The 13,333-nt window shown below is 65.6% G+C and carries 13 protein-coding genes and 1 tRNA gene; 9 read left to right on the forward strand and 5 right to left on the reverse strand.

From position 1 onward, the window contains the following. Window positions 1-27 precede the first annotated feature (27 nt). The 3 genes from OU998_RS00345 to arfB all read left to right on the forward strand — a co-directional run bounded on the left by OU998_RS00345 (window position 28) and on the right by arfB (window position 2,274). Window positions 28-1,311, forward strand: coding sequence for a S41 family peptidase (locus OU998_RS00345; protein WP_267514869.1), 1,284 nt, complete (start codon window positions 28-30; stop codon window positions 1,309-1,311). A 103-nt stretch (window positions 1,312-1,414) separates the two neighbouring features. Then, window positions 1,415-1,873, forward strand: coding sequence for a YaiI/YqxD family protein (locus OU998_RS00350; RefSeq protein WP_267514870.1), 459 nt, complete (start codon window positions 1,415-1,417; stop codon window positions 1,871-1,873). After that, the gene (gene arfB / locus OU998_RS00355; protein WP_267514871.1) at window positions 1,870-2,274 is read left to right on the forward strand and encodes an alternative ribosome rescue aminoacyl-tRNA hydrolase ArfB; all 405 of its coding nucleotides are present in this window, start codon (window positions 1,870-1,872) and stop codon (window positions 2,272-2,274) included. The genes OU998_RS00350 and arfB overlap by 4 nt, the downstream gene beginning before the upstream one ends. Window positions 2,275-2,298: 24 nt before the next feature. Here arfB and OU998_RS00360 read toward each other — a convergent pair whose 3' ends face one another. From OU998_RS00360 to OU998_RS00380, 5 genes are all read right to left on the reverse strand, one after another. Further along, the gene (locus OU998_RS00360; protein ID WP_267514872.1) at window positions 2,299-3,111 is read right to left on the reverse strand and encodes a hypothetical protein; all 813 of its coding nucleotides are present in this window, start codon (window positions 3,109-3,111) and stop codon (window positions 2,299-2,301) included. Between the two features lie 98 nt (window positions 3,112-3,209). Further along, complete coding sequence (locus OU998_RS00365; protein WP_267514873.1) at window positions 3,210-3,677, reverse strand: hypothetical protein; 468 nt, start codon at window positions 3,675-3,677, stop codon at window positions 3,210-3,212. A gap of 13 nt (window positions 3,678-3,690) precedes the next feature. Continuing rightward, entirely contained in the window at window positions 3,691-5,268 is a 1,578-nt protein-coding gene (gene ubiB, locus OU998_RS00370; protein ID WP_267514874.1) for a 2-polyprenylphenol 6-hydroxylase, read from the reverse strand. After that, window positions 5,256-6,044 (reverse strand): class I SAM-dependent methyltransferase, encoded by a 789-nt coding sequence (locus OU998_RS00375; RefSeq protein ID WP_267514875.1) that lies wholly within the window; start codon window positions 6,042-6,044, stop codon window positions 5,256-5,258. The genes ubiB and OU998_RS00375 overlap by 13 nt, the downstream gene beginning before the upstream one ends. A gap of 9 nt (window positions 6,045-6,053) precedes the next feature. Beyond that, window positions 6,054-6,785 (reverse strand): Crp/Fnr family transcriptional regulator, encoded by a 732-nt coding sequence (locus OU998_RS00380; RefSeq protein WP_267514876.1) that lies wholly within the window; start codon window positions 6,783-6,785, stop codon window positions 6,054-6,056. 169 nt (window positions 6,786-6,954) lie between these two features. Between OU998_RS00380 and OU998_RS00385 the strand changes: the two genes are divergently transcribed. The 6 genes from OU998_RS00385 (at window position 6,955) to OU998_RS00410 (ending at window position 13,291) form a co-directional block, all read left to right on the forward strand. Next, the gene (locus OU998_RS00385) at window positions 6,955-7,266 is read left to right on the forward strand and encodes a 4a-hydroxytetrahydrobiopterin dehydratase (RefSeq protein ID WP_267514877.1); all 312 of its coding nucleotides are present in this window, start codon (window positions 6,955-6,957) and stop codon (window positions 7,264-7,266) included. Next, entirely contained in the window at window positions 7,266-8,066 is an 801-nt protein-coding gene (locus OU998_RS00390) for an SDR family oxidoreductase (RefSeq protein ID WP_267514878.1), read from the forward strand. The genes OU998_RS00385 and OU998_RS00390 overlap by 1 nt, the downstream gene beginning before the upstream one ends. A gap of 165 nt (window positions 8,067-8,231) precedes the next feature. After that, window positions 8,232-8,308: transfer RNA gene (locus OU998_RS00395), tRNA-Arg, on the forward strand. A gap of 258 nt (window positions 8,309-8,566) precedes the next feature. After that, window positions 8,567-9,682 (forward strand): hypothetical protein, encoded by a 1,116-nt coding sequence (locus tag OU998_RS00400; RefSeq protein WP_267514879.1) that lies wholly within the window; start codon window positions 8,567-8,569, stop codon window positions 9,680-9,682. Further along, window positions 9,679-10,656, forward strand: a complete 978-nt coding sequence (locus OU998_RS00405) for a class I SAM-dependent methyltransferase (protein ID WP_267514880.1) — start codon at window positions 9,679-9,681, stop codon at window positions 10,654-10,656. Before OU998_RS00400 ends, OU998_RS00405 begins: the two co-directional genes overlap by 4 nt. A 193-nt stretch (window positions 10,657-10,849) precedes the next feature. Beyond that, window positions 10,850-13,291 (forward strand): HAD family hydrolase, encoded by a 2,442-nt coding sequence (locus OU998_RS00410; RefSeq protein WP_267514881.1) that lies wholly within the window; start codon window positions 10,850-10,852, stop codon window positions 13,289-13,291. Window positions 13,292-13,333: the final 42 nt, after the last annotated feature.

The following is a 13,333-nucleotide window of genomic DNA, read 5'->3' on the forward strand; positions in this document are numbered from 1 at the left end:
CAACATTCCTCCTTTAGTCGGGCCATCATGCATTTCAAATGGTCGCGGCGCATACTGTGGACCATGGCGGTTGTCGTCGTCGTTTTGGTCGGGTCAGCCAGCAGTGTGGTCAGGAACAATCAAAATCAGCAACCGCCCACAGCGAAAACCGAAGAAGAACGACGAGAACTGAACAGAATAGTATTTGATGCGGTGTGGGATCGACTTAGCCGGAGCTATTATGATCAATCGTACGGCGGAGTGGATGTAGCAAAGGCGCGCCAGAAATATCGCGATTCTGCGTTAGAGGCGGGCTCTGGTGCCGAGCTATATCTAGAAGCGCTTACACCGATGTTGGCTGAATTCAACCGCTCGCACTTATCGGCTATCCCGCCCCGAGGTGAAGTCCTTCCTGGCGGCGTAAGACTAAACATCCCGATAGTCCGGCGAGGAGTTAACCCTTGGCCGATGAGCCCCGACGACCAAGCCGGGCACGGCATGTCCATCGCATGGGACGGTCAAACTGCTGTCGTCGATGCCGTGAGGATGGGATCGCCTGCGGAAAAGCACGACATAGAGCCGGGTTCTCGTATCCGCCTGATAGAGATGAGGGGAACCACAAGAGACCGGCCTGACGGCGAAAGAAAGGGCATCTTCGTCGTCCAATCCGGCGCCCATCAACCACGTCGAGTTTCAATGACTTGGGGCCGAAGTCAGCCGCCCGCACAACGCAACTCGCAGTCCTTGCCTGACGGGGTGACCTTGATCCGCTTCGACAGCTTCACGCGCGAGAACATTGATTGGGCGCTGGCAACGATTGCAACCGCTGGCGCAAGCGGTGTCATCATTGATCTTCGCAGCAACGTCGGGGGACGGGTAGCTGAGCTTGATCGCTTCCTGGAGGCTATCCTAGCGCCCGGCGCAGCCACTGGAATCCGCGTAAAAGGTCACAGTCGTCGCATAGTACGAACATCCGCCAACAGCCGACCCTACACGGGTCCGGTTGCTGTCCTAATAGGTTTGAGGTCCGCCAGCGCGGCTGAGGCGACTGCCGTAGCAATACAAGTTAATCAGCGGGGCGTGATTTTGGGGCGGCGAAGTGCAGGAGCCCTTCTGACGTCCAATAGGTTCGATTTACCCGATGGTGGGCGCTTGATAGTGCCAGTTGAGGACTTCCGCTCACCCGATGGACGCCAGATCGAAGGTGTAGGCGTCACGCCGGACATCGAAGTTCAGGAAACACTGGCGTCTGTGCGCGCTGGCGATGATCTAGCGATCAATAAGGCCCGCGAGGTATTACGCGATGATCGCCGGAGGCAACGGACCAACTAGTATGTGGGACGTCTGCTACCCCCCTCTACGGACACCCCCAACGTCCGCTCGGCTTCATACCCCACTCTCGACGACCCGCCCCCGTCCGCGCTAGGTCAGGCCCATGCCGACCGCCCTCTACATCGACGCCGACGCCTGCCCGGTGAAGGAGGAGGTCTATCGCGTGGCGCGGCGCTATGGGCTGAAGACCTATGTGGTCTCCAACGGCTGGATGCAGGTCCCGCGCGAGGCCTTGATCGAACAGGTGGTGGTGGACGCCGGGCCGGACGTGGCCGACGACTGGATCGCCGAACGGGCGGGCGTGGGCGATGTGGTCATAACCGCCGACATCCCCCTGGCCGACCGCTGCCTGAAGTCGGGCGCCCAGGCGCTGAAGTCCAACGGACAGGCCTTCACCCCGGACTCGATCGGCTCGGCCCTGGCCGGGCGGATGGTGGGCGAGCATCTGCGGTCGATGGGGGTGGCGACGTCCGGCCCGCCGCCGTTTTCGGCCGCCGACCGGTCGCGGTTTCTTCAGGCCCTGGACCAGGCCGTGGTCAAGGCGCGCAGGGTCGCGACATGACGACCGTCATTCCCGAGGACGAGCTGGAGTTCCACTTCTACCGCGCCGGCGGACCGGGCGGCCAGAACGTCAACAAGGTCTCGACCGCCGTCCAGATGCGGTTCGACGTGAAGAACTCCCCCAGCCTGACCGAACCGGTCAAGGCGCGGCTGATGAAGCTGGCCGGCAGTCGGCTGACGCTGGAGGGGGTGATCCTGATCACCGCCGTCCGCCACCGCACCCAGGAGCGCAACCGCGCCGACGCGATGGAACGGTTGCAGGCCCTGGTAGACGAGGCCTCGATCCGCCCCGTCTTCCGCGTCCCGACCCGGCCCACCAAGGCCTCCAAGGAGCGCCGGCTGAAGGCCAAGACCAGCCGCGCCTCGATCAAGTCGGGACGCGGCCGCCCGACCTTGGATTAAAGACCCTGGATTAGCGGCCCTGGATCAACGGCGCGGCGGACGTCCGCCCCGACCGCCCCGCCCTTGGCCCGCCCCGCCCTGCACCGCCGTCTTGGGCAGGGTTTCGAGGGTCAGCACCCCGTCGTGGTCCTGGTCCAGCAGGGCGAACCAGCGCTCGCCCGCCGCCGTCCATTCCTCGGGCGTGATCTTCTGGTCGGCGTTGCGGTCGGCCGCCCGCACCGGCTGGGGCACGGACAGCAGTCCGGCGCGGGCCAGACGCTCGGTCCCGCCGCGATAGGGCTGGGCGCGCGGCTTGGCGCCGGACCCGCCGCCTTCCTGGCCGCCCATGCCGCCCATGCCGCCGCCCATCGGCCCGCCCATGCCGCCGTCCTGCTGGTCGCCGTTCAGGTTCATCTGGCCGCCGCCGGGGGGCCCGCCCCGACCAGAGCCCCGACCGCCACTCATCCCGCCGCCGGGGCCTCCGCCGGGCCCGCCGCCCATTCCCCCGCCCATGGCGGTGAAGGTGGCGTCGACCAGCCGCTCATAGGCGAAGATCTCGCCCGGGCCGACCAGGCCGTCGCCGTCCTGATCCAGGGTTGCGAACCAGCGCTGACCATCGGCGGCGAACTCTTCGGCGGTCAGCCGACCGTCGCTGTCGGCGTCGGCGTCGGCGAACCAGGCCGCCACCGGATAGGGCTCGCCGGGCTGGGAGACGAACAGCTCGCCATAGGGGCTGACGAAGATCTCCGACCGCTGCGGCGGCGGACCGCCTTCGGGGCCGCCGGGGCCTCCGCCCGGACCGCTCGCACAGGCGGAAAGCAGGGCCATCATGCCGAGGCCGGCGACGGAATATTTCATGTCTGAAACCCCAGAGGACGGAAAAAGCGCCGTCATTCCAGGGCTTAGCGCATCAGCTTGGCCTTAGGATGGCCCCCAGGCCTTGGTCGCCCAGCGCCCTAGCCTTCGACGGGTCGGAACCTCAGGGCGGCGATGCGGTCTTCGGGGTCGAACAGGATCATCCACTCGGTCACCTTGTTGTCGAAGGTGATGCGGAACAGCTGGGCGTCGCCCTCGGCCTTCTGGAACTCGACCGTGCGCACGGCGCCGAAGCTCTTGATCAGGGGGCTGATCTCGGGCGACAGCTGGCGCATCCGGGTCGCCAGATCGGGGGTGAAGACCGAATAGTCGAAGCCCGCGCCCTGAACCGCCGCGATCACGCTGCGCAGGGCCGCCTCGGCCCGGGCGATGTCCGGCGCCTGGCCCTCCACCGATGCGGGGGCCGGAGCGGGCGCAGGGGCAGGGGTTGCGAAGGCGTTGGGCACCGAGCCCGCCGAGGCCTGGGCCAGGGCCGCCGAGGGCGCCGCAAAGAGGGGCGCCGCAAACAGGGCGGCGGCGAGAACCGTCTTGATCAGTTGGGTCTTCATGCGAAGCCTCCGGTCAGTGCAGATAGGGCCAGATCGACAGACCCAGGGCCGTCAGGGCCGCGACCACCGCGACCGTGATTGAAGCCGTCACCCAAGCGGGAGTTCCCGACTTTTCGATGACCACCGTCGCCGGACGCGGCGGGTCCTGCACCAGACGCGAAATGGCCCGCGCCGCCGCGATCATCTCGTTCAGGGCGTCGCGCGCCTGGGCCTGGGGCCCCAGCTCGCGACGGATCCAGCGTTCGACCACCGGCTGGGCGGCCTTCCACAGGTCGTGGTCGGGTTGAAGGCGACGCGCCACCCCCTCGACCGAGACCATCGTCTTCTGAAGCAGGATCAGCTCGGGCCTCAACCGCATGTCGAACAGGGCGGTGATCTCGAACAGCTGGCCCAGCAGCCGGCCCATCGACACCTGGCTGGCGGCCCGGCCGATCACCGGCTCGCCGACCGCGCGCAGGGCCTGGGCGAAGGTCTCGACCGAATGATGGGCGGGCACATAGCCGGCTTCGAAATGGACGCGGGCGATCCGGTCATAGTCGCGGCTGATGAAGCCCCACAGGATCTCGGCCAGATAGCGCCGCTCGGCCGGACCCAGCCGCCCGACGATGCCGAAGTCGATGGCGGTCAGATGGGCCGGGGCGCTGGCGAACAGATTGCCCTCGTGCAGGTCGGCGTGGAACACCCCGTGGTCCAGGGCCTGGACCAGGAAGGCGCGCACCACATTGTCGGCCAGCAGATCGACATCCAGACCCGGCAGGTCCGCCAGGGCCGGATCGGTCATGGGCACGCCCTTGGCCCACTCCAGCGTCAGCACCCGCTTGCCCACCCCATCCCAGATGACGGCGGGGGCGGACATATAGCCGTCCTTGGCCAGGACGTCGGCCATCTCGCTGGCGGCGGCCGCCTCCAGCCGCATGTCCAGCTCCAGATCCATGGAGTTGGCGATGGTCTCGACGAAGGCCTGGGGTTCCAGCCGGCGCGACAGGGGAACCAGCCGGTACACCAGGGCGGCGCCCAGCCGCATGGCGTCCAGACCGTCGGCGACCCGGCGCTCGACCCCCGGCCGCAGCACCTTGACCGCCACGGCCCGACCGTCGGCCAGGGTCGCCCGGTGCGCCTGGGCCAAAGACGCGGCGGCCACCGGCGGCCCCAGGTCGATAAACAGGCTCTCGACCGGCCGACCCAGCGACTTCTCGATCTCCCGCCGCGCCTCCTCTTCGGAGAAGGGCGGCAGGGCGTCCTTCAACCGGCCCAGGTCGCGCGCGAACTGAATGCCGAAGATGTCGGCCCGCGTGGCCAAAACCTGGCCCAGCTTGATCGCCACCGGCCCCAGATGTTCGAACGCCTTGCCCAGCCTCTGGCCCGGCCGGCCCTGACGCCCGTCGCGACCGGACAGCATCTGCACCGCGCGGGCAAGGGGTCTGGCCCAGACGGGCAGCAGGGGATTGGCCTCGCGCGGGATCAGGGCGTCATGGCGCGCCAGCACCCACAGCCAGCCCAGCAGGCGCAGAAAGGCCCCCACCGGGTTCTGCACCGCGACCGTGGCGGGCGGCGGCGGGGCCGTGCGGTAGACCCGGGTCAGATCGCCCACCCGTGATGGATGGCGGCGATCCCGCCCGACAGATTGGTCACCGAGACGCGGCTGAACCCGGCATCCTCGATCAGGGTCTTGAACGCCGCCTGGTCGGGGAAGCGGCGGATGCTCTCGACCAGATACTGATAGGAGTCGCGATCCTTGGCCACCCAGCCGCCGATGCGCGGAATGGCGTGGAAGGACCAGGCGTCATAGGCCGCGCGGATCGGCCCGGTCGTGGGGCGCGAAAACTCCAGGCACAGGAACCGGCCGCCGGGCTTCAGCACGCGCCGCGCCTCGGCCAGGGCCTTGTCGATATGGGCCACGTTGCGGATGCCGAAACTGATCGAATAGGCGTCGACCGAGGCGTCCGGCAGGGGCAGGTTCATCGCATCCCCGACCGACCAGCTCATCTCCGGCTCGCCGCCCTTGTGGACCCCGGCCAGGATCATCTCGGCGTTATAGTCCAGCACGATCACCGAAGCGTCTTCGCCCCCGCGCCGCTCCTGGGCCGCGCGCGCCATCTTGGCGTAGCGCCGCGCCATGTCGCCGGTGCCGCCGGCCACGTCCAGGATGGTCTCGCCGGGCCGGGGGTTCAGCTTGGCCGCCGCCGCGTCCTTCCACAGCCGGTGGACGCCGACGCTCATCAGGTCGTTCATCACATCATAGCTGGAGGCGACGGAATCAAAGACCCCGCGCACCATCTTGACCTTCTCGCGCGCATCGACGTCGCGGAAGCCGAAGGAGGAACGGTCGCCCGACGAATGCGGGCCATGGGAGGAGGCGTCGGTCATGCGCGCGGTCTAGCGCGTCACAGCCCTTCCGTCACCCTCGGAGCCCGCTTCCGGCTGAGGCAGCTCCAGATCCTTCATCACCTCGCGCATCAGGCCGTAACAGCCGCAGGAGGCGGCCTCCAGCCCGTCGCGGTCCAGCACCCGGACCCAGCCCCGCCCGCGCTGGATCAGCGTCTTGCCCTCCAGCAGCGTCCCGACCTCGGACACGGTGGCGCGGCGCACGCCCAGCATGCCGGCGATGTCGGCCTGGGTCAGATCGACGCGGTCGTCCTCGGCCCGGTCGTGCAGCATCAGCAGCCAGCGCGCCAGCCGCTCGTCCAGCCGGTGCTGGGCGTTGCAGGCGGCGGCCTGCTGCACCTGGGCCATCAGGCCTTCGGTGAAGCGCGACAGGGCCAGGCGCAGGGTCTCGCTTTCGTCCAGCGCCGCACCGAACGCCTCGGCCGAGCAACAGGCGGCGACGCCGTCGCCCTGGGATATGGCGCGGCTGGCGGCGCGGGCGTTGAACGGTCCGCAGGTCACGCCGACCAGGCCCTCGCGGCCGATGGCGGCGGTCTCGACCATCTTGTCGTCGGGCAGGACGGTCATCAGCGACACCACCCCCTTGATCGGGAACCAGACCTGATCGACCGCCTCGCCGGCGTCGTACAACATCTGGCCGCGCGCCACTTCGCGCGTCTCCAGATGGGGCTCGATCCGCTTGCGGTCGGCGGGCTCAAGGGCCGCGATCCACAGATTGTCCATCCTCGTCTCCTGGGCCACATCCACCGCGCGTCGATCAGGCCAGGGCCCACGGTCGCGCTCAACGGCACGCTCAACGCCCAAGCTTGCGCCTGTGTTCCCGACCCTTGCCGCGCGCCTGCGGGCGCCTTACGCCAGGATCAATCGACAGAGATCGGGCAGGAGACGCGCAATGGACGGCAATATCGGAGCCCGGGCGGCCTGCGCCGCGCTGAACGGCTGGAAGCCGAGCGAGGACGGGCGCGACGCCATCGTCAAGGCCATCCTGTTCCACGACTTCAGCGCCGCCTTCGCCTTCATGACGCGCGTGGCCATGCAGGCCGAGGCCATGGGCCATCATCCCGAATGGTTCAACGTCTACAATCGCGTGGAAATCCTGCTGACGACCCACGACGCCGACGGGGTCACCGACCTCGATGTGCAAATGGCCCAGTTCATCGACTCCCTCACCGGCGATCTGACGCCCGGCAACGGACACGACTGATGACCGCCCCCCACGCCCGCCCCGGCCGCGTCGCCGGCAAGACCGCCCTGATCACCGGCGCCGCCGGCGGCCTGGGCGAGGCCATGGCCTTCATGATGGCCCGCGAAGGCGCCCGCCTGGCCCTGACCGACATCGACGGCGACCGCGCCGCCGCCCTGGCCGCCCGGATCAACGCCGAAATCCCCGGCGCCGCCTTCGCCTACGCCCACGACGTGGCCAGCGAAGCCCAGTGGGACCAGGTGATCGCCGCCGCCGTGGCCGACCTGGGCGGCCTGTCGGTCCTGGTCAACAACGCCGGCGTCGGCGGCCCCCTGGCCTTCGTCGAACAGGACACGGTCGACAACTGGCAGCGTCAGTACGAGATCAATCTGCGCTCGATCATGCTGGGCGCCAAATACGCCATGCCCCACCTGCGCGCCGCCGCCCCGGCCTCCATCGTCAACATCTCGTCCATCGCCGGCATGGTCGCCGCCCCCGGCATGGGCGCCTATAACGCCACCAAGGCCGCCGTCTGGATGTACACCAAGACCCTGGCGCTCGAGGCGGCCAAGGCCGACTGGAACGTGCGCTGCAACTCGGTCCATCCGGTCTTCATCAAGACCCCGATCCTGGACCCCTTCATCGCCATGGCCGGCGGCGACGAGGCCAAGGCCCACGAACGTCTGACCCGCGGCATCCCGCTGAAGCGGATCGGCGAACCCGACGACGTCGCCTACTGCGTCCTCTACCTCGCCTCCGACGAGTCCAAATTCGTCACCGGCTCCGAGTTCAAGATCGACGGCGGCATGACCGCGCAATAGGGCGCGCGCGCCCTATTGCTTTCTTAGGGGGCCTACCGCGCTTCGCGCTGCTTGAGGCCGGGGGAGCGCTCGCTTTGCGCGCTCATCCGACCGTCTTGCGCTTATTCGGGATTGAGACCGCCCGCCGCTTGCTGTAAGCGGCCTCTTCGGCGTCACGCCGACCACGCACCCGTAGCTCAGCTGGATAGAGTACTGCCCTCCGAAGGCAGGGGTCACAGGTTCGAATCCTGTCGGGTGCGCCACTCTTTTCAAATCGTTACGCCGTTAGATCGACCCGGCAGCCGTGCGCGGGTCATCACAGGGTCGGCGCCGTGGCGACGATCACACGGCGCGCGGCCAAGCCCAGCCCCAGATGCAGATCATCGGCCGGACCAGTCCGCCGCTTCTCGCTCTCGTTTCACAACGGCCCGCCGAACGCGAACCGCCCCATTTGCTGCGGCGACCGCGTTTAACATTGGACGCCCCATTAACCCGTGAATCTCCCCTTACCGACAGCAGTCATGACTCCCTTTAAGCGCGTTGTTATTACAGGCGATGTCTTGCGCCCTGCGGCTGACGGGCATGGCGGATGGTCGAGTGCGACCTGGCGTAACATCCGCTGGCTATGGTCGATGATTGCGCCCTCGCTGGAGCAATGCGGCTATCCTGTCGCCATGATGGCGTGGGATGAGCGCCTGCTGTCGCCGAAGGGCGTCGCTTTCGATACGCCGTTATTCTACCGCCGCTGCGGGGTGGAGCTGTCCCTCGCCGGTTGGGGCGAGCTTGCCGTATCGCGTGACTGGCCGCAAGACGCGCGCCGCATGCTGACCGATCCGCTACAGGATGCGCTGGTGATCGGCTATGAATTGCCTGAATCGACCACGCATGTCCTGGCCGAGGCCGGTATTCCCTTTATCGATTTCGCCTTGCATCCGGTGCGTTTTCTGGACGATCTGGTTTTTGCACTTAGAACAAACTTACCAGCCCTGCATGATGTCCTTGTACAGCATCGTTTGCCGGATGATGTTATTCACCAGCAAGCCGCCTGGATTAAAGCCAAGTCCGCGTGGATGCGCCAGCCCATGCCCCTCCCCCCCGGCACGGTCCTGATCCTCGGACAGGTGGAACATGATCGGGCGATGCTGCGCGAAGATGGCGGGTTTCACAGCTTGCAGGATCACGCCGGCCGCATTCACCAGCTGTGCTGCGACTACCCTCTGGTGCTGTTCAAGCCCCATCCGTACGACGCCGCGGGCAGCGCCTCGCAACAGGCGATCCGCCGCTTCGGCTCCATCCAATGGGTCAAGCCCAGCTTCTATCAGCTGTTGTGCCAACCGGAGCTGGAGCGCGTCGTGGCGCTGAATTCCAGCGGGCTGACGGAAGCGGCGTATTTTGGCGTCGAGGCTGAAGCCCTGCTGCCGCCCCTCTATGCGTTCGGCGATACGCCGCCGGTCGGCGATGGATCCTCGGGCGCATTGGTGGCGCAAAATCAGGACTGGCTGGGCGTTCATTTCTGGCGCCGGCTATTCGGCCTGGCGTCCGATCATCCGCCGTCCGTCTCCCACCCGCCCAACCGCATCCGCCGCAGCATGAATGCGGACTGGGGATACAGCGCGATCGAAAAGGTCGTCGCATGAGCAAGGCCGCAATGCGCGAACTTCCCCAGGATGCGATTGATTCCGCCCTTGCCCTGCTGGGCGAGGACAGGTTCGCTGAGACGCTACAGCTTCTGAGCCGCGTCGCCGCAGATTTTCCGGCCGAGCCGATTCTGCATATCTTGCAGGGTGTAGCGGCGCAGGCGGGTGGACACAGACGCGAGGGGATGGAGCATTTCTGGCGGGCGCTCGCCATTGCCCCGCAAGAAGCCGGGGCGCGCCTGGCGATCGCCGAAGCCACGGTTTCGCAACCCACGGCGCCGACCTCCAAGGACTTCTCGCTGGCCAGCGGCGAGCGGCAAATCGCCGGCAAGATCGCCGACATCCGCGCCGATCACCGCGCACGCTATGCCGCGGTGGCGCGCTGGTTGCGTGAACATATGCCGCCCGCGCGACTGCGCCTGGGGCTCGATGTGTTCTGCGGCAATGGATACGGCAGCCGGATGATCGCCGACAGGGCGGGCGGGCGCGTGGTCGGCATTGACGGCTCGCCCGAAGCCGTCGCCATGGCCGAACAATATTTCGGCAATCACCGCACGCTCTTCACCCAGGCGATCTTTCCTTTCACGCTCACGGAACGGCTGTTCGATTTCGCCGTCAGCCTGGAGTCGGTGGAACACGTCGATGATCCGGTGGGCTTTCTACGGCAAATCGCGCAGGCCACCGATGGACCGCTCTTCATCTCGGTGCCGCGTGAAGAAACCCTGCCCTATCAGACCAACCGCGATCTATTCGCCCACCACACCCGCCATTTCACCCGCGATGAAATTTACGCCGTCCTCGCTGAAATAGGCCGGCCGGTCATTGCCGCCGAATGGGGCCAAACCGTCTATCGGCTGAAAAAGCAAAGATTGGACGGCTTGCTGCCGGCGGAAATGATGGGGCTGACTCCCCTGGAGCCCGACAGCCAGTTCCTCATCGCGGTCGCCTGTCCGGCGGGATGGACGTCGCCATGAGCCGGCTCCAGGTCACACCGAAGGACGAACGCCGTCAGGCCGGTTTTTCGGGCGTCGTCCGGCGACTAACCGGTACGGATAGAGAAGCGTGGCCCCTCAATATCATAGCCACAAACCCAACATTTTAAGATGATCCGCGCCCCAGATTGAGGCGTGACTGTGCGTAACGTACAAAACAGAGAAAAGACTCGCCATGCATCCTCAAAGCCTGGAGCTCGCCAGAAACACCATCAAAACAAACCGGATCGAATACTTTTCATTCGATATTTTCGACACCTTCCTACTGCGGCGCACCAGCGCGCCGGACGGGGTGTTCGAGCAAGCGTTCAAGAACGCGCCCATACCGGGCTCGCACCGTCATATGATGGAAAGCTTCGTCCAGCATCGCACGATGGCGGAGCATAAGGCGCGCCGGAAACGGATGGAGAATAGGCAGCCTCCGGAAGTGACGATTGCAGAGATTTACGCGCATTTTCCGCTACAGGCCTACGGCATGCTGGAATCGCAGCGGCCGGCGCTTTCTGAAGCCGAATTTCAGGCCGAGCTGGACCTGTGCTTCTGTAATCCCGACATCCATGCATTGCTTCAGGACGCGAGATCGCAAGGCCTGAAGGTTGGTTTTCTTTCCGATACCTATTGGTCGTCCGACCAGTTGCGCCTCCTGCTAAAACACGCCTGCCCGACGCTTGAATTCGACTTCCTCTACGCCTCTTGCGATCACGGATACTCCAAGGCCGATCGTTTATTCGACGTCTACCTGAAGGGCGAAGAGATCGACCCCGCGCATGCGGCGCATATCGGAGACAATGAGGGGGCGGACGTCGCCAAGCCCAGGTCACTCGGTTTGCACGCCGTCTATTATCCGCAGGCGCCCAAGGCTTTCGCCCCCATGTTCACGCGCGAAGCCAGCCTGCTCCAGCTCATTCAAGGCCAGTCTGAGGGCGTCGAGAAGCGGCTGGACGGCGGCTTGCGCGTCTTGCGCCGCCAGGCCGCCTCCGCCTTGAGCCAAGACGCCGGCCTGCCCGCGCTGGTCGGCGCGACCGTTGTCGGCCCGGTGCTGGCCGCCTTCCATCGGTTCATCGAGCAGCGCGCGGCGCAATTGCGCGGGCCGGACCGGAAGGTGAAGATCTTTTTCCTCGCCCGCGACGGCTATCTTCCCAAGCAATTCTGGGATCAGGCGGGGTTAGACGATGGCGCCTATCTGGAGATCAACCGCCGCATCGTGCTGATCGGCAATACGGGCGACCTGGAACCGGTGCAGGAGATGTTCCGTCGCCTTGATAAGGTTGATGAAGCCGGCATCCGTGAGTTCTTCAACACCACAGTGCCTTCCATCAGCAAGTTTTTCCGCAACCAGCCGGGCGGCGTCGTGAGCGGCGAGGCCTTCGCCGAAGCCCTGCCCCAGCTCATCGGCGGCGACGATTTAGGTCGCGCCGCCGGCGCGCTGCGCAAGCGGCTGCTGGCCTATATTCGCGACCTTGTGCCGGATTTCGACAACTGTACGGATATCGTGCTGGCGGATCTCGGTTACAGTGGCACGATTCAGCGCACCTTGCGGGGGCTGTTGGATCAGGAAGGCCTAAGCCATGTCCGCCTGCATGGCGTCTATATTGGGATTTTCGATCATGCCTTCGTCAATCTGCCGGAGGGCGACAGCGGCGTCGGCCTGATCGACAGCAGTGTGGCGACGCCACTGGCCATGAGACATATTCTGCGGAATATCTCGCTGTTGGAGCAGTTCTGCTCGGCCCCCACCGGCCCGGTGAAGGACTATCAGGGCAGCGCGCCGGTACGCGAAGACGATCATAGGCCGCAGGAACAGCTGGCGGTTTGCGAAGACGTGCGTCGCGCCGCTTTGCGCTTTTTCGACCATTACTGCGAGGCCAAGACCGCACAAGGCCTGGACCCGTTTGAAAATCTTCGACTGTCCCGGCTATGGACAACGGCGATACTGGCGCGACTGCTTTTGTTGCCGACGCAGGAAGAAGTCGCATTATTCGGCGGCTTCAATCACCATATGCTCGGCAGCAAAATACATGAGGACATGGTGAACACGGACACCATGGCCCCCTTTGTCGGGGCGCTTTCCTTTGGTCAGCTCTGCGCGCTGAGCAGTTCCCTGATGTGGTTTGCCGGCAATATGCACAGCCTCTCTCCCATGGCGGGCCATATGTACGCCATGTCGGGCTTTGGACTGATGCAAGGCGATCTGCTGGCCGATACCGCGCAAAGCCAACTGACGCTCACGCTCATCAAGAATAATGCGCCCAAGCTTATTCCCGCCAGCCTCTCGCTGACCACATTCGGTGAGTTGCGGCTTCGCGTACCGGTGCAGCAACAGGATACGGGATCAGTGCTCGCCATACCGCTGGAGCAGCTTGGCGAGCACGGCATGATCCGTTCGGTCGTTTTCAATAGCGGCGAAAACAGTAAAAAGGCCATGCTTGGGCAACGGGTCGAGCCGCTCCCGGCGTCAGCAATCCGCAGCCTGCAGGCGTATTGCGACGGGTACCGCTTTTATAAAACCGGCGAAGATCCGCACCTACTGTTCGATATTCCGCACACTGATGAAGCGGCGTCCATCCTTACGCTGACGATCGTCCCCTTGCCGCCCTTGACGGCTCCGGCAGGTTAGGCGGCGCGTCCTGAACGCCGCCCTCAACCCGCGTAGCCGGCC

Source organism: Brevundimonas sp. SL130, assembly GCF_026625805.1.
Classification (GTDB): domain Bacteria; phylum Pseudomonadota; class Alphaproteobacteria; order Caulobacterales; family Caulobacteraceae; genus Brevundimonas.